Source organism: Klebsiella sp. RIT-PI-d (assembly GCF_001187865.1).
GTDB lineage: Bacteria > Pseudomonadota > Gammaproteobacteria > Enterobacterales > Enterobacteriaceae > Superficieibacter.
The window spans coordinates 1,354,278-1,371,557 of sequence record NZ_LGIT01000009.1 but is presented as its reverse complement, the minus strand read 5'-3'; the positions used below and the strand labels follow the sequence as shown (position 1 = coordinate 1,371,557).

The 17,280-nt window shown below is 47.9% G+C and carries 14 protein-coding genes, 2 tRNA genes and 1 other RNA gene; 9 read left to right on the top strand and 8 right to left on the bottom strand.

Annotated elements, in window-relative coordinates; all coding sequences use genetic code 11:
- Positions 1-42: 42 nt before the first annotated feature.
- From AC791_RS12860 to AC791_RS12845, 5 genes are all read right to left on the bottom strand, one after another.
- Positions 43-127: transfer RNA gene (locus AC791_RS12860), tRNA-Tyr, on the bottom strand.
- Positions 128-163: 36 nt separating this feature from the next.
- Positions 164-295, bottom strand: a non-coding RNA gene (locus AC791_RS19870) — RtT sRNA.
- 44 nt (positions 296-339) lie between these two features.
- A tRNA-Tyr gene (locus AC791_RS12855) sits at positions 340-424 on the bottom strand.
- 162 nt (positions 425-586) lie between these two features.
- A complete protein-coding gene (purU, locus tag AC791_RS12850; RefSeq protein ID WP_049840815.1) occupies positions 587-1,429 on the bottom strand; it encodes a formyltetrahydrofolate deformylase in 843 nt (280 codons plus the stop codon).
- 49 nt (positions 1,430-1,478) lie between these two features.
- Positions 1,479-1,937, bottom strand: a complete 459-nt coding sequence (locus tag AC791_RS12845; protein WP_072094353.1) for a YchJ family protein — start codon at positions 1,935-1,937, stop codon at positions 1,479-1,481.
- A gap of 696 nt (positions 1,938-2,633) precedes the next feature.
- Between AC791_RS12845 and rssB the strand changes: the two genes are divergently transcribed.
- Positions 2,634-3,647 carry a two-component system response regulator RssB gene (gene rssB / locus AC791_RS12830; protein WP_049840811.1) on the top strand — a complete coding sequence of 338 codons (1,014 nt, stop codon included), beginning with the start codon at positions 2,634-2,636 and terminating at the stop codon, positions 3,645-3,647.
- A gap of 316 nt (positions 3,648-3,963) precedes the next feature.
- A complete protein-coding gene (galU, locus tag AC791_RS12825) occupies positions 3,964-4,863 on the top strand; it encodes a UTP--glucose-1-phosphate uridylyltransferase GalU (protein WP_049840810.1) in 900 nt (299 codons plus the stop codon).
- 145 nt (positions 4,864-5,008) lie between these two features.
- Here the strand turns inward: galU and hns are convergent, their stop codons facing one another.
- A complete protein-coding gene (gene hns / locus AC791_RS12820; protein ID WP_049840809.1) occupies positions 5,009-5,422 on the bottom strand; it encodes a histone-like nucleoid-structuring protein H-NS in 414 nt (137 codons plus the stop codon).
- A gap of 558 nt (positions 5,423-5,980) precedes the next feature.
- Between hns and tdk the strand changes: the two genes are divergently transcribed.
- Complete coding sequence (gene tdk, locus AC791_RS12815; RefSeq protein WP_049840808.1) at positions 5,981-6,604, top strand: thymidine kinase; 624 nt, start codon at positions 5,981-5,983, stop codon at positions 6,602-6,604.
- 88 nt (positions 6,605-6,692) lie between these two features.
- Here tdk and adhE read toward each other — a convergent pair whose 3' ends face one another.
- Entirely contained in the window at positions 6,693-9,371 is a 2,679-nt protein-coding gene (adhE, locus tag AC791_RS12810) for a bifunctional acetaldehyde-CoA/alcohol dehydrogenase (RefSeq protein WP_049840807.1), read from the bottom strand.
- A 478-nt stretch (positions 9,372-9,849) separates the two neighbouring features.
- Between adhE and AC791_RS12805 the strand changes: the two genes are divergently transcribed.
- The 6 genes from AC791_RS12805 to oppF all read left to right on the top strand — a co-directional run bounded on the left by AC791_RS12805 (position 9,850) and on the right by oppF (position 16,845).
- Complete coding sequence (locus AC791_RS12805) at positions 9,850-10,497, top strand: YchE family NAAT transporter (protein ID WP_049840806.1); 648 nt, start codon at positions 9,850-9,852, stop codon at positions 10,495-10,497.
- 768 nt (positions 10,498-11,265) lie between these two features.
- Positions 11,266-12,900 carry an oligopeptide ABC transporter substrate-binding protein OppA gene (oppA, locus tag AC791_RS12800; RefSeq protein ID WP_049841630.1) on the top strand — a complete coding sequence of 545 codons (1,635 nt, stop codon included), beginning with the start codon at positions 11,266-11,268 and terminating at the stop codon, positions 12,898-12,900.
- An 84-nt stretch (positions 12,901-12,984) separates the two neighbouring features.
- A complete protein-coding gene (gene oppB, locus AC791_RS12795; RefSeq protein WP_049840805.1) occupies positions 12,985-13,905 on the top strand; it encodes an oligopeptide ABC transporter permease OppB in 921 nt (306 codons plus the stop codon).
- A 14-nt stretch (positions 13,906-13,919) separates the two neighbouring features.
- Positions 13,920-14,828, top strand: coding sequence for an oligopeptide ABC transporter permease OppC (oppC, locus tag AC791_RS12790; protein ID WP_049840804.1), 909 nt, complete (start codon positions 13,920-13,922; stop codon positions 14,826-14,828).
- Positions 14,829-14,839: 11 nt separating this feature from the next.
- Positions 14,840-15,844, top strand: coding sequence for an ABC transporter ATP-binding protein (locus AC791_RS12785; protein WP_049840803.1), 1,005 nt, complete (start codon positions 14,840-14,842; stop codon positions 15,842-15,844).
- Positions 15,841-16,845, top strand: a complete 1,005-nt coding sequence (gene oppF, locus AC791_RS12780) for a murein tripeptide/oligopeptide ABC transporter ATP-binding protein OppF (protein ID WP_049840802.1) — start codon at positions 15,841-15,843, stop codon at positions 16,843-16,845. The genes AC791_RS12785 and oppF overlap by 4 nt, the downstream gene beginning before the upstream one ends.
- 75 nt (positions 16,846-16,920) lie before the next feature.
- Here the strand turns inward: oppF and AC791_RS12775 are convergent, their stop codons facing one another.
- Positions 16,921-17,250, bottom strand: a complete 330-nt coding sequence (locus tag AC791_RS12775) for an HI1450 family dsDNA-mimic protein (RefSeq protein WP_072094352.1) — start codon at positions 17,248-17,250, stop codon at positions 16,921-16,923.
- Between the last annotated feature and the right edge of the window lie 30 nt (positions 17,251-17,280).

The following is a 17,280-nucleotide window of genomic DNA, read 5'->3' as shown; positions in this document are numbered from 1 at the left end:
CAAGAAAGATATCGGGAAATAATACGGTAGTATCTTAAGTGATGGTGGTGGGGGAAGGATTCGAACCTTCGAAGTCGATGACGGCAGATTTACAGTCTGCTCCCTTTGGCCGCTCGGGAACCCCACCAGGGGTAATGCTGTACCATGTCGCCATGGTTAAAGATGGTGGTGGGGGAAGGATTATTCGTCGCTTCGCTCCTCACCCTTCGGGCCATTGCCTGCGGCAATGTTCTCTCGCTTTCGCTCGAGTCGAACCTTGAACGAAGGTTCTCACCCTTCCCCGACAAGTGAACATATCAGCTTCACCTTTCGGGCTAACCATGTCGCCATGGTTAAAGATGGTGGTGGGGGAAGGATTCGAACCTTCGAAGTCGATGACGGCAGATTTACAGTCTGCTCCCTTTGGCCGCTCGGGAACCCCACCACGGGGTAATGCATATTACTACTGGCCTGCTTCCGTTTGGGGAAGCGGGGCGCATCATATCAAATGACGCGCCGCTGTAAAGCATTCCTTTGCTCAACATGAATTGTTTGCGTACTTTTCATCCGTAACGCGGCAATGCTAATCAATTCATTTCATTAACGATTAAAGAATAATCGTCCGGTTACCATAAACGAAAACGCGCTGGGCCAGAACCTGATATAACGCGCGGCTTAATACATTTTTCTCGACGTCGCGCCCGGCACGCATCATATCTTCTGCGGTATAGGTATGATCCACATGAATAACATCCTGCATAATAATCGGACCTTCATCCAGATTGTCATTAACATAATGCGCGGTGGCACCAATGATCTTCACACCACGTTCGTATGCCTGGTGGTAAGGACGAGCGCCGATAAAAGCGGGGAGGAAAGAGTGGTGAATATTAATAATTTTATTCGGAAAGCGTGAAACAAACTCCGGGGTTAGTACGCGCATGTATTTTGCCAGAACGACATAATCGGGCTGGTGTGCATCAATAGCATCTGCCATCAACCGATCGTGCTCTTCACGCGTATGCCCTTCGTGACTCACCAGCTCAAAAGGAATATCAAAGCGTTCAACCAGCGTGCGCAGGGTTTCATGATTGCCTATAACCGCCGCGATATCGACATCAAGACCACCATAATTGGCTTTCATCAATAAATCGCCCAGACAGTGCGCTTCCTTGGTTACCAGGATCACAATACGTCGGCGGCCAGCTGGGGTTAATTCACGTATAGATCCTTCCGGCAGTGCGCTATCGAGATCGGCAAGCAGGGTAGTATCATTGAAAATGCCTTCAAGTTCGGTACGCATGAAAAAACGTCCGGTGCGATGATCGACAAATTCATTATTTTGTACAATGTTAAGTTCGTGCTTGTAGCAAATATTGGTGATCCGCGCGATTAATCCCTTCTGATCGGGGCAGATAGTGCGCAGTACTTTTCGTTGTAGTGAATGCATTGCAGGGAAAATCCTGTTGAAGATGTTGACGTATGTTGTGCCAGACTGGCTATTGTCCGCAGCACTTTTTAAATTTTTTACCTGATCCACAGGGGCAGGGATCGTTTCGGCCAAACTGCGGGCGTGTTCCGTCAATATAATACCACTTTCCCCCTTCCTTTAAGAAACGGGAACGCTCAATAATCACGCCAGGCTTACCGTTCTCACTGAATTTTGCCACGAAGCTGACGAAACCTTCATCAGGGGTAGCGCCTTCCTCCTCGGATAAAACGGTAAGTCCACGCCATTCGGTATGGGCAAATCCGTTTTCAATCTCCTGACGAAACGTGTTTGCCTGGCACGAGGGATGCCAGGTGCGAATTAAATAATCGCTCACTTTCATCACGAATGCGCTGTAACGTGAGCGCATGAGATGTGATGGGGTTGGCGCTGGCTGCTCGCCGCAGACAAATTGTTGGCAACATAGGCTATACTCGACAGCGCTGCCGCAGGGACAGGGTTTTAACAAAATTGTCACCTTTTATAAATAATGACGGCGTACGTGCGCCAGGTGGCATTATGTTAACTGAGCAGTGCCGATGTTGCACGTGGGAAGCCTGAAGATGTTGACCGGTCACAATGAAATTGTGACTGAAAGGATCATGCTTACGATGAGGCTATCCAAAAGACTTTACGCTGGGTAACACCAGGTTCATTGCTAATCTCAGAGTGGCAAATTTATAGTAACAAAGCGTCATTATATTGTTGGCTGGCAACAAAAGGGTGGGTATGATCTTATTTCCTTGCAGTTGAAAAGGATATTGGTCCTCGTCACAATAAATGCTCTTCAGGAATGTCTTTTCTACCATGATATTTCATGGCTTATGACAAAAAGCAGAGATTTGTGTCGCGATGTTCGCCCGCGGATGCCAGACTATAGGCTAATGTGAGTCAATGGCAGAAAATTACAGATTAACGTCAGTAAAAGGTTGATATTTTGTTACAGCTTTTTCATCATGATATTTCTTCAGGCGAACCGCTCACAAATGAGTGGTTATGTGCAGCCATGCTGTTGTCTGCAGAAGGAAAAATTTCAGACCATAAATTTGTAATTTTTTGCAATGTTTGAGCGTGCTGTGTTTTTAAGATTACTTCCGCAGAATCTGACAAGCGATAGCGCAGATAGCATGCCAGTATTAAGTTATCGTAAGTCAGAGGAGATACCATGACGCAGCCACTGGCGGGTAAACATATTCTTATCGTTGAGGACGAGCCCGTTTTCCGAACCCTGCTGGACAGTTGGTTATTGTCGCTGGGGGCAACAACCACCCTGGCAGATGATGGTATGGATGCTATCGAGAAAATGGTCAGTTTGCAGGTTGACCTGATGATTTGTGATATTGCCATGCCGCGTATGAACGGGCTGAAGTTGATTGAGCATTTGCGCAACGAAGGTAATCCGCTTCCTATCCTTGTTATCTCGGCGACGGAGAATATGTCTGACATCGCGCGCGCATTGCGTCTGGGCGTGCAGGATGTTTTGCTTAAGCCCGTCAAAGATTTTATGCGTTTGCGTGAAACCGTTTTTGCCTGCCTTTACCCGGATATGTTCAATTCGCGTGTTGAGGAAGAGGAGCGTTTGTTTGAGGACTGGGATGCGCTGGTTAGCGACCCGGCAGCGGCGGCAAAACTCCTCCAGGAACTGCAGCCGCCTGTTCAGCAGGTGCTCTCACATTGCCGCATAAACTATCGACAGCTGGTTACCGTCGATCAGCCGGGCCTGGTACTGGATATAGCACCGCTTTCAGATCATGACCTTGCTTTTTACTGCCTTGACGTCACACGAGCCGGAGACAATGGCGTACTGGCTGCGTTGTTATTACGCGCATTATTTAACGGTTTGCTTCAGGAGCAGCTTTCTCAGCAGAGACAGCGTTTACCTGAAATGGGCAGCCTTCTTAAGCAAGTAAACAATTTACTGCGTCAGGCCAATTTACCTGGCCAGTTCCCACTCTTTATTGGTTATTACCACAGCGGCCTGAAAAATTTAATTCTTGTCTCTGCGGGGCTTAACGCGACACTAAATACCGGTGAGCATCAGATTCAGATTAGTACGGGGGTTCCACTGGGAACGCTTGGCAATACATATTTTAATCAAATCAGCCAGCGTAGCGACGCCTGGCAATGCCAAATCTGGGGTGCAGGTGGCCGCTTGCGCTTAATGTTGTCTGCGGAATGAGCAAATGAATTTACCCATCGCGATAGGTTTACCTGCCAATCTATCGCGGTGGTACTATGCTTACGTTAATACCCATCATATTTCACGTTATCTTTTCGTTGGTCGTACTTGTTCATCCCGCCAGCTCACTTCAGTAAACGGGATCGATTCAATTACGGCCTTCCTGTAACGAGAATCAGTTATGGATAATACGTAAAAGTCCTAATTCGAGGTTACCGCGCGGGATTTAGACCAGGATCACGTTCCCGGGCTGATATACTTAACGCGTTAATTTATTCATGAGAAGTTCAGATTTCGAACACTTCAGGAGAGTTGAATGGCTGCTTTAAATTCAAAAGTCAAAAAAGCCGTTATCCCGGTTGCGGGATTGGGTACGAGGATGTTGCCAGCAACCAAGGCTATCCCTAAAGAAATGTTACCGCTGGTTGATAAACCGCTTATCCAATATGTAGTGAATGAATGTATCGCCGCTGGTATTACTGAAATTGTACTGGTTACCCACTCCTCCAAAAATTCAATCGAAAACCATTTCGATACCAGTTTTGAACTTGAAGCTATGCTGGAAAAACGTGTTAAACGTCAGCTTCTGGAAGAGGTTCAGTCTATTTGTCCTCCGCATGTCACCATTATGCAGGTGCGTCAGGGACTGGCTAAAGGTCTGGGGCATGCTGTACTTTGCGCTCAGCCAGTAGTCGGTAATGAGCCTGTCGCGGTTATTTTGCCTGACGTTATTCTGGATGAATTTGAATCCGATCTTTCTCAGGATAACCTTGCTGAGATGATCAAACGTTTCGACGAGACGGGTTGCAGCCAAATTATGGTTGAGCCAGTTGAAGACGTTACTGCTTATGGCGTCGTAGATTGTAAAGGGGTTTCTCTGCAGGCGGGTGAAAGCGTGCCAATGGTTGGCGTCGTTGAAAAGCCAAAAGCCAACGTTGCACCCTCTAATCTGGCCGTTGTAGGTCGTTACGTACTGAGTGCAGAAATTTGGGCTCTGCTGGCTAAAACGCCTCCGGGGGCCGGGGATGAAATCCAGTTGACCGACGGTATTGATATGCTTATCGAGAAAGAAACCGTTGAAGCTTACCACATGAAAGGTAAAAGCCACGACTGTGGTAATAAACTGGGTTATATGCAGGCCTTCGTCGAGTATGGCATTCGTCACAATACCCTTGGCGAAGAATTTAAAGCCTGGCTTGAAGAGACGGTGAAGTAGTCATACACGATTAGAAACCGGGATAGATATTCCCGGTTTTTTTATGCCCATAAATATAGCGTAGTAAAAGTCGTACCAGAGCAGAGCAATACGTTTTTTAGCTTAAAAAAAATCCCGCCGTAGCGGGATTCTGGAATCAGCAAGATTAATCTTTAATCAGGAAATCATCCAGCTGTTTGCCTTGCTCGTCCATTGCTTTTTTGATTACCGCAGGAGTACGGCCCTGGCCAGTCCAGGTTTTAGTTTCACCGTTTTCATCGGTGTAGCTATATTTAGCAGGACGCGCAGCGCGCTTAGCTTTAGTACCGGTTTTAGCTGTAGAGATGCTATTCAGCAATTCGTTAGGATCAATACCGTCAGCAATCAGCATTTCACGATATTGCTGCAGCTTACGCGTACGTTCTTCAACTTCTGCAGCAGCAGCGCTATCTTCTTCACGACGCTCGTTTACAACAACTTCTAATTTTTCCAGCATTTCTTCCAGTGTCTCAAGGGTACATTCTCTGGCCTGAGCACGAAGAGTACGGATGTTGTTCAGAATTTTAAGTGCTTCGCTCATTGTAGTAATCTCAAACTTATATTGTGGGGTGGTTTGTTAAGCTAATAATAGAGCGTTAATTTGAGTTGTGCAATAGGGAGAAATGTAAGGAACTCAAAATTGTCTATTATTTTTTACTATTTTAATTAGTACGAACTTAAATTTTGAGCCCCATCATGGCGCAACTATTCATATTGTTGCTGATAAAGCGCTGTGTTAACCCTTGATGTCCTGTGATTTTTTTGTGCGGGGTTGTGCGACAAATTATACTCCCAACGGATAATTATCAGGCCCGCTATTTGCAAATTGATACGTTTTACCGTCGGTAAATCAAATAGCCTGCATAGCATCTAAAGGCCATAGCAATGCACATCCGGGTTGTTAGAAGAATGTAATGAGACAAAGGTTTCCTCGTTATTAATGAGTCATAGCATCAGGATAGTGCTTATAATCTCTATATCAGCGATGTTATGCCGTCCATTACACCCGTTCTCTGTTTAAGCGCATCACATGGCGCACGCAAAAAATATGCTACACTCGCGCCGCTATTAATACACTTTGATTGGGGTTATGTGGCCAATGGCACAACTATATTTCTACTATTCAGCGATGAATGCAGGGAAATCCACAGCTTTGTTGCAGTCATCATACAATTATCAGGAACGCGGTATGCGAGCTGTTGTATATACCGCCGAAATTGATAATCGCTTCGGTTCAGGAAAGGTAAGCTCCCGCATCGGCCTCTCATCGCCCGCTAAGCTGTTTAATCAGGAGACCTCACTTCTGGACGATATTCGCGCTGAGCACGCTCAGCGGGGCATTCATTGCGTTCTGGTTGATGAAAGTCAGTTTCTTACGCGCCTTCAGGTTCACGAACTATCTGACGTTGTAGACAGTCTGGATATTCCGGTTCTGTGCTATGGACTTCGCACAGACTTTCGCGGTGAGCTGTTTACAGGTAGTCAGTATCTTCTTGCGTGGGCAGATAAACTGGTTGAATTAAAGACTATCTGTTTTTGCGGCCGCAAAGCCAGTATGGTGCTGCGTCTCGATCAGGCGGGGCGACCCTATAATGAGGGGGAGCAGGTGGTGATTGGGGGCAACGAACGTTATATTTCAGTGTGCCGTAAACATTATAAACAAGCGCTCGCTACAGGCTCCCTGACGGCCATTCAGGAGCAGCATCGTCATTCAACATCCTGACGTATTAACCATCCTCACCAGCTATACGGTAGATACAAAAAAGCCTCATCAATGATGAGGCTTTTTATTAAGCGTTATCGCAACAACATCAGGCGAGTTTTTTCGCTTTTTTGTCTGCTTTTACCAGCGGGGCAGCAACGGCTGTTTCAGCAGGGGTACCTTCGTTATATTCACGACCGTAGAAGGTATCCAGCAGAATCTGTTTCAGCTCGGCAATCAGTGGATAGCGCGGGTTAGCACCGGTACACTGGTCATCGAATGCGTCTTCAGACAGCTTGTCAACGTGAGCCAGGAAGTCAGCTTCCTGCACGCCAGCTTCGCGGATAGATTTAGGAATACCCAGCTCTGCTTTGATCTCTTCCAGCCATGCCAGCAGCTTACCGATTTTCGCAGCTGTACGGTCACCAGGTGCGCTCAGGCCCAGGTGATCGGCGATTTCAGCATAGCGACGACGAGCCTGAGGGCGGTCGTACTGGCTGAATGCAGTCTGTTTAGTCGGATTGTCGTTCGCGTTATAACGAATAACGTTGCTGATCAACAGGGCGTTTGCCAGACCGTGCGGAATGTGGAACTGTGAGCCCAGTTTATGCGCCATTGAGTGACACACACCGAGGAAGGCGTTCGCAAACGCAATACCAGCGATAGTAGCTGCACTATGAACACGTTCACGCGCAACCGGGTTTTTAGAACCTTCATGGTAAGACGCGGGCAGGTTTTCTTTCAGCAGTTTAAGTGCCTGCAGAGCCTGACCGTCAGAGAACTCAGACGCCAGAACCGAAACGTAAGCTTCCAGAGCGTGAGTTACGGCATCCAGACCACCAAATGCGCACAGTGATTTCGGCATATCCATGACGAGGTTAGCGTCGACAATCGCCATATCTGGCGTTAATGCGTAGTCCGCCAGCGGATATTTTTGACCAGTTGCATCATCTGTTACTACCGCAAACGGGGTAACTTCAGAACCGGTACCGGATGTTGTGGTAACAGCGATCATTTTCGCTTTTACGCCCATTTTCGGGAACTTGTAGATACGTTTACGGATGTCCATAAAGCGCAGCGCCAGTTCTTCGAAGTGAGTTTCCGGATGCTCGTACATGACCCACATGATTTTGGCTGCATCCATCGGGGAGCCGCCGCCCAGTGCGATAATCACGTCTGGTTTAAAGGAGTTAGCCAGTTCAGCGCCTTTACGAACTACAGTCAGAGTTGGGTCAGCTTCAACTTCAAAGAAGACTTCAGTTTCAACGCCGGCTGCTTTCAATACGGAAGTGATCTGGTCAGCATAACCATTATTAAACAGGAAGCGGTCGGTCACAATCATCGCACGTTTGTGACCATCAGTAATCACTTCGTCCAGGGCGATTGGCAGTGAGCCACGACGGAAGTAGATAGATTTCGGAAGTTTATGCCACAACATGTTCTCAGCTCGCTTAGCAACGGTTTTCTTGTTGATCAGATGTTTCGGACCAACGTTCTCAGAGATGGAGTTACCACCCCATGAACCACAACCCAGAGTCAGGGAAGGCGCAAGCTTAAAGTTATACAGGTCACCGATACCACCCTGAGAAGCAGGGGTGTTAATCAGAATACGCGCGGTTTTCATTTCAGCACCGAACTTCTGTACGCGCTCAGGTTGGTTATCCTGATCGGTATAGAGGCAAGAGGTGTGACCGATACCGCCCATCGCCACCAGTTTTTCGGCTTTGACAACCGCATCGTCGAAGTCTTTCGCACGATACATAGCCAGTGATGGTGACAGTTTTTCGTGAGCAAACGGTTCGCTTTCGTCAACAACCGTTACTTCACCTACCAGAATTTTGGTGCTGGCAGGAACGCTAAAGCCAGCCAGTTCAGCAATTTTGTAGGCTGGTTGACCGACGATAGCGGCGTTCAGCGCGCCATTTTTCAGGATAATATCCTGAACGGCTTTCAGTTCGCTGCCCTGGAGCATGTAAGCGCCGTGGCTGGCGAAACGTTCACGCACCGCATCATAGACTGAGTCAACAACGATAACAGACTGTTCAGACGCACAGATTACGCCGTTATCGAAGGTTTTGGACATCAGGATAGAGGCAACAGCACGTTTAATATCTGCGGTTTCATCAATAACAACTGGAGTGTTACCTGCACCCACACCGATAGCTGGTTTGCCCGAGCTGTATGCGGCTTTAACCATACCCGGACCGCCGGTCGCAAGGATCAGGTTAATGTCAGGATGGTGCATTAATGCGTTAGAGAGTTCAACAGACGGTTGGTCGATCCAGCCAATCAGATCTTTCGGCGCACCTGCGGCAATAGCAGCCTGCAGCACAATATCAGCGGCTTTATTCGTCGCATCTTTAGCACGCGGATGTGGAGAGAAAATAATGGCGTTACGCGTTTTGAGGCTGATCAGCGATTTGAAGATTGCGGTTGATGTTGGGTTGGTGGTGGGAACAATACCGCAGATGATACCAATGGGTTCAGCGATAGTGATCGTACCGAAAGTGTCATCTTCAGACAGCACACCACAGGTTTTTTCATCTTTATAGGCGTTGTAGATATACTCGGAAGCAAAGTGGTTTTTAATAACTTTGTCTTCTACGATACCCATACCGGATTCGGCAACGGCCATTTTAGCAAGAGGAATTCGAGCATCGGCAGCGGCCAGAGCGGCAGCGCGGAAAATCTTATCGACTTGCTCTTGAGTGAAACTGGCATATTCACGCTGGGCTTTTTTTACACGCTCTACGAGTGCGTTAAGTTCAGCGACATTAGTAACAGCCATAATGGTCTCCTGATAATGTTAAACTTTTTTAGTAAATCACTGGCCTAATTAGTCAGTATAGACAGACCAGACACTGCTTGCGTAAGTACTTACAAAACAACGGATTTCTTACACTTGATTTACTGATTTACTAAAACAGCTTCACTTTACTCTACGCACTACCTTGCTTTAATTTTTGCTACCTTACGGTGTAGACAAGGTTACTCACTTCTGAGTATGAAATACGTGATCTACATCAAGTTTAAGCAAAGCTGACACCTTTCAGCACCATGTTTTAACCAGTTAGTATCAAATGTTAAGTGTTTTTAATGAGTGTAAAATTCACATTATCATAATCAATACAAATATATAACAACGTGTAATGTCAGGTTTTTTGTCAGATTTGTGGTGAAGTGTATTGCTAAAAAGCGTATCTTCAGCGCGAATCTATAATGACGTTTCGTCAACGACCACTTTTGATGAAGGTGCGGAGCCAACCGTGAGCCAGTCGCTTTTCGATTTCCCTATTTACTTCAAGTTCTTCATTGGCCTTTTCGCCCTGGTTAACCCCATCGGGATCATGCCGGTTTTCATTAGTATGACCAGCTATCAGACAGCTGTCGCACGAAATAAAACCAACATGACTGCCAACGTGTCTGTGGCGATTATTCTCTGGACCTCACTCTTTCTTGGCGACAGTATTCTTCAGCTATTCGGCATTTCAATTGATTCATTTCGCATTGCCGGCGGCATCCTGGTGGTCACTATTGCCATGTCGATGATCAGCGGCAAGTTAGGCGAAGATAAACAAAACAAACAGGAAAAGTCAGAGACGGCTATTCGTGAAAGCGTGGGGGTTGTTCCTCTGGCATTGCCTTTGATGGCGGGGCCGGGTGCTATCAGCTCAACAATTGTATGGGGCACCCGATACCATAACCTGATTCACCTTCTCGGATTTTCAGTGGCGATCGCGCTGTTTGCGTTCTGCTGCTGGAGCGTTTTCCGCATGGCCCCGTGGTTGGTCAGAATGTTGGGTCAGACCGGAATAAACGTCATTACGCGTATCATGGGGTTGTTATTAATGGCGCTGGGTATCGAATTTATTGTCACTGGCATCAAGAGCATTTTTCCAGGCCTCGTTCATTAGTCCCTTCTTTACCTCCTCTCGCGCAAACGAAACCGCTTTTGTTTGCGCCATTATTAGCAAAGCAGATATTTGAAGCTGAAATTACACGCATTCATAATAAAATCCGTTGATAGACAACTCCATTATAGATCAACGCCTTAGAATTAGGCTCGCTATTCTGCTGTATATAATATCAGCAGGCATGCTGTTATTTTTCTCACATTATACTCTTGGGCTTGCTACGGGATTATTGAAATGTTATTAGTAATTTTAGCATTCTTACAGTCAGATGTGCTAAATAGTAACCAAATGTTAATGTTTTGCAAAATACTACAAATAATACCATTACGTTACATTCCGGTGAGATGCATGATGCGATGATGTTGAAATGCAGCCATTTTTTATCGAATTTGCCGCCAGCAAGGCCCTGTCTGGCCCAAGGGGCGAAGGAATAAAAGAGAATTAGTTAACATATTTGCAAATTATATTGGCAGCATGCGGAGGCATTTGATACTTTCCGGCCAGTTAATTTGCAACAGAACTGCGTAGATGAGAATTATTTTCAAATAGATTATCTCATGCTGGAACGCAATATGTCTCGACAGGGGAGACATATTAAAGAATCGACGTAAGGTTGCCGTCAGAGCCAACCGTAATAAATAAGTCGGTGATAGCAACAAAAAAGCAGCCCGGCAGTCGCTAAAAGCTCCTGCATTGACCGGGAACCCTCACGGGAACTGAAGAAGCTGGCCAGTGGTCAGTCATTATAATTATTGGAGTATCAACACAATGTCCATCATCACAAAGAAAAGTCTGGTCGCGGCGGGTATCCTGGCAGCGCTTATTGCAGGAAACGTTGCACTGGCTGCCGATATCCCGGCGGGCGTCACTCTGGCTGAAAAGCAGACCATGATCCGTAATAATGGCGCAGAGCCTCAGTCGCTGGATCCCAATAAAATTGAAGGTGTTCCCGAAGCTAACGTTAGCCGCGATCTGTTTGAGGGACTGCTGGTAACATCTCCTGTTGACGGTCACCCGGTTGCGGGCGTGGCAGAAAGCTGGGACAACAAAGATTTCAAAGTCTGGACCTTCCATTTACGTAAAGATGCTAAATGGTCAAATGGCGAGCCTGTCACCGCCCAGGATTTCGTATACAGCTGGCAGCGTCTGGTCGATCCTAATACTGCATCCCCCTATGCAAGTTATCCGCAGTACGGTCATATCCTGAACGTTGATGAAATCGTTGAAGGTAAGAAAAAACCGTCTGAGCTGGGTGTCAAGGCTATTGATGCAAATACCCTGGAAGTTACGCTCAGTGAGCCGGTACCTTATTTTTACAAGCTGCTGGTTAACCCGGCAATGTCGCCCGTTAATAAAGGTGCAATTGACAAGTTTGGTGAGAAATGGACTCAGCCCGCTAACATCGTTTCTAACGGCGCATATAAGCTAAAAGACTGGGTCGTCAACGAACGCATTGTAATGGAGCGTAATACTCACTACTGGAATAATGCGAAAACAGCCATTAATCAGGTTACCTATCTGCCTATCTCTTCGGAAGTGACCGATGTTAACCGCTATCGCAGCGGCGAAATCGACATGACCTATAACAATTTGCCGATCGAGCTTTTCCAGAAGCTGAAAAAAGAGATCCCGCAGGAAGTACATGTTGATCCGTATCTGTGTACCTATTATTACGAAATCAATAACCAGAAAGCGCCGTTTACCGACGCTCGTGTTCGTACCGCGCTGAAGCTGGGCCTCGACCGCGATATCATCACTAATAAAGTGAAAGCACAGGGTGACCTGCCAGCGTTCGGATATACCCCACCGTACACCGATGGCGCGAAGCTGACTAAACCGGAATGGTTTACCTGGACTCAGGAAAAGCGTAATGAAGAAGCGAAGAAATTGCTGGCCGAGGCAGGCTATACCGCAGATAAGCCGCTGACATTTAACCTGCTGTACAATACTTCAGACCTGCATAAGAAACTGGCGATTGCCGCGGCGTCTATCTGGAAGAAAAATCTTGGCGTAAACGTTAAACTGGTCAATCAGGAATGGAAAACGTTCCTCGATACTCGTCATCAGGGTACCTATGATGTCGCGCGTGCCGGCTGGTGCGCAGACTATAACGAACCGACTTCTTTCCTTAATACCATGCTGTCCACCAGCTCAATGAACACCGCGCATTATAAAAGCCCGGCCTTTGACAGCATCATGGCCGATGCCGTTAAAGCCACTGACGAAGCTAAGCGTACCGAACTGTATGATAAAGCTGAGCAGCAGTTAGGCAAAGACAGCGCCATCGTTCCGGTCTATTACTATGTGAATGCCCGCCTGGTGAAACCATGGGTGGGGGGATACTCTGGTAAAGATCCAATGGACGACTTGTACACGAAAGATATGTACATCATTAAGCATTAATGGCAATACGCGGGGCAGCAGGTATCTGCCCCGCAGTGTCTTATTTCATCGTACTACAAAGGCACACGCCAGAAGGTATGGGCAATGTTGAAATTTATTCTACGTCGCTGTCTGGAAGCGATTCCGACGCTATTTATTCTTATTACAATCTCTTTCTTTATGATGCGCCTCGCTCCGGGAAGTCCTTTTACCGGAGAACGTACGCTGCCGCCTGAAGTCATGGCGAATATTGAAGCGAAATATCATCTGAACGATCCTATCTCTACGCAGTACTTCAATTATCTGAAGCAGCTTGCGCACGGTGATTTTGGACCTTCTTTTAAGTACAAAGATTATTCTGTAAACGATTTAGTTGCCGCCAGCTTTCCCGTCTCGGCTAAACTCGGTGCTGCTGCATTTTTACTCGCCGTCATATTTGGCGTTTCAGCGGGTGTTATTGCTGCCCTGAAGCAAAATACGAAGTGGGATTACTCGGTGATGGGAATAGCAATGACCGGGGTGGTTATCCCGAGCTTTGTGGTGGCTCCTTTATTGGTCATGATCTTTTCCATCACCCTCAAATGGTTGCCGGGCGGTGGCTGGAACGGAGGGGCGCTCATTTATATGATCCTGCCGATGGTCGCGCTGTCATTAGCCTATATTGCCAGCATTGCACGTATTACCCGTGGTTCAATGATTGAGGTGCTGCATTCCAACTTTATCCGCACAGCAAAGGCAAAAGGGTTACCAATGCGACGTATTATTCTTCGCCACGCCCTGAAACCTGCACTGCTACCGGTATTATCATATATGGGTCCGGCCTTCGTCGGCATCATCACAGGTTCAATGGTCATTGAAACTATTTATGGTTTGCCGGGTATTGGTCAACTTTTCGTAAACGGTGCGCTGAACCGTGACTACTCACTGGTATTGAGCCTGACGATTCTGGTAGGTGCGCTGACCATTTTGTTTAATGCGGTTGTCGACGTGCTGTATGCCGTTATCGACCCGAAAATCCGTTACTGACGCTGGAGCTCGCCATGATGTTAAGTAAGAAAAACAGCGAGGCGCTGGAAAACTTCAGTGAAAAGCTCGACGTTGAAGGACGTAGTCTCTGGCAGGATGCGCGACGTCGTTTCGTGCATAACCGTGCAGCGGTTGCCAGCCTGATTATGCTGATCGTGATTGCCCTGTTTGTCATTCTGGCACCGTTATTATCACCGTTTACCTATTTTGATACTGACTGGGAGATGATGTCGGCGGCTCCGGATATGGCTTCAGGGCACTATTTTGGTACCGATTCCTCCGGACGCGATCTGCTGGTACGCGTGGCAATCGGCGGGCGTATCTCGCTGATGGTCGGCATTGCTGCCGCTCTGGTCGCCGTGATTGTCGGCACGCTATATGGATCGCTTTCTGGTTATCTGGGCGGAAAAATTGACTCCGTTATGATGCGTCTGCTGGAAATCCTCAACTCGTTTCCGTTTATGTTCTTTGTCATCCTGCTGGTGACCTTCTTTGGGCAAAATATCCTGCTGATCTTTGTGGCTATCGGTATGGTTTCCTGGCTAGATATGGCGCGTATTGTACGTGGTCAGACGCTCAGCCTGAAGCGCAAAGAGTTCATTGAGGCGGCACAGGTCGGCGGTGTCTCTACGGCAAATATCGTGGTGCGTCACATCGTACCTAACGTCCTTGGTGTCGTGGTCGTGTATGCGTCACTGCTGGTTCCCAGCATGATCCTGTTCGAATCATTCCTGAGTTTTCTGGGACTCGGTACCCAGGAGCCATTAAGCAGCTGGGGCGCATTACTGAGCGATGGGGCAAACTCAATGGAAGTTTCGCCCTGGCTGTTACTCTATCCGGCAGGTTTTCTGGTTGTGACCCTGTTTTGTTTTAACTTTATCGGCGATGGCTTACGTGATGCCCTCGACCCGAAAGATCGTTAAGGAGCGCCGCCATGAGTATTATTCCAACTTCTCCGGTGGAACATAAATCCCCTCTGCTGCTGGATGTCAAAGATCTGCGCGTCACGTTCTCAACGCCGGATGGTGATGTCACCGCCGTCAACGATCTGAACTTCAGTCTGAAGGCCGGTGAAACGCTGGGTATTGTGGGCGAATCAGGCTCCGGTAAATCACAAACTGCATTTGCTTTAATGGGCCTGCTGGCCGCTAACGGGCGGATCACCGGTTCGGCAACGTTCGAAGGTAAGCAGATCCTCAATCTTCCTGAGAAAGACTTGAACCAGCTGCGCGCTGAACAAATCTCCATGATTTTTCAGGACCCCATGACGTCGTTAAATCCGTATATGCGGGTAGATGAGCAGTTAATGGAAGTTCTGATGCTGCATAAAGGCATTGGCAAAGCCGCGGCGTTTGAAGAATCTGTAAAAATGCTTGATGCGGTCAAAATGCCTGAGGCGCGCAAGCGTATGCGTATGTATCCGCACGAATTTTCCGGCGGTATGCGCCAGCGCGTAATGATTGCAATGGCGCTAATGTGTAAACCGAAACTGCTGATCGCGGATGAACCTACCACCGCTCTGGATGTCACCGTTCAGGCGCAGATAATGACCCTGTTAAATGAGCTGAAGCGCGAGTTTAATACTGCCATTATTATGATTACCCATGACCTGGGGGTAGTAGCGGGTATTTGCGATAAAGTGCTGGTGATGTATGCCGGACGTACCATGGAATATGGCCACGCTCGCGATGTTTTCTATCAGCCAGCCCATCCTTATTCTATCGGTCTGTTAAACGCAGTTCCTCGTCTGGATGCGGAAGGGGGAGCGTTACTGACCATCCCGGGTAATCCGCCAAATCTGCTGCGACTGCCGAAAGGGTGTCCGTTCCAGCCGCGCTGCCCACATGCGATGGAAATCTGCAGTAGCGCGCCACCGCTGGTGGAATTTGCGCCGGGCCGCCTGCGCGCCTGCTTTAAGCCGGTGGAGGAGCTGGTATGAATTCCGTAACAGAAAACAGAAATGTACTGCTTGAAATCGCGGATCTGAAAGTCCATTTTGATATCAAAGACGGTAAACAGTGGTTCTGGCAGCCGGCAAAAACGCTTAAAGCGGTCGACGGCGTTACGCTGCGGCTGTACGAGGGCGAAACGCTGGGCGTAGTCGGGGAATCCGGATGCGGAAAATCCACGTTCGCCCGTGCCATTATTGGTCTGGTTAAGGCGACCGATGGTAAAGTGGCCTGGCTTGGAAAAGATCTGCTGGGTATGAAGCCGGACGAATGGCGCAATGTGCGTAGCGACATTCAAATGATTTTCCAGGATCCGCTGGCATCGCTTAATCCGCGTATGACCATTGGCGAAATTATTGCCGAACCGCTGCGGACCTATCATCCGAAGATGTCACGTCAGGATGTGCGCGATCGGGTAAAAGCCATGATGATGAAAGTCGGGCTATTGCCTAATCTCATCAACCGTTACCCGCACGAGTTCTCAGGCGGGCAATGCCAGCGTATTGGTATTGCCAGGGCGCTGATCCTCGAGCCGAAACTGATCATCTGTGATGAGCCGGTATCCGCGCTGGATGTTTCTATTCAGGCTCAGGTCGTCAACCTGCTGCAAAATTTGCAGCGTGAAATGGGGTTGTCGCTGATATTTATTGCCCACGATTTAGCCGTGGTAAAACATATCTCCGACCGCGTGCTGGTGATGTACCTGGGGCATGCCGTAGAGCTGGGCACCTATGATGAGGTGTATCATAATCCGCTGCATCCTTACACTAAAGCCCTGATGTCTGCGGTTCCGGTACCCGATCCGGACCTGGAAAAGAATAAAACTATCCAGCTGCTTGAAGGCGAGTTACCTTCGCCTATCAATCCGCCTTCTGGCTGTGTTTTCCGTACGCGTTGTCCTATTGCCGGACCCGAGTGCGCCAAAACACGTCCGGTACTGGAAGGGAGTTTCCGCCACGCGGTCTCCTGCCTGAAGGTTGACCCGCTTTAAACGCGAAGGCTGACGAAAGTCAGCCTTTTTTATATTCTCAGGGCGATTATCAGGGCAGCACTGCTGCCCTGAACGCTATTCACGCCAGAGGATATGGCACAGTTTGTGATCTTTTTCCCGACATAACAGGACACGCGCAAAAACATCGTTAAGTTCGCCCCCGTCGGTTTCAGCAAGACCAATAACGACCTCGGCAAAAAAGTCTGGATTCAGATCAAAGTCCACATGCTCCTGCCAGTCTTCTGACGGATCAAACAGCTCTGCACCTCCACGCTCTTCAAACTGCAGATTAAACAGGATGATATCTGCCGGGTCGAGATTGTCGCCTGCCAGTTCCAGAAAAATATCGTAAGCCTGCTCAAGCGTTTCATCTTCAGTAAGACGGTTATTGAGATCCATATCCATAATGAGTACCTGTTAATTATCGATTTGGCT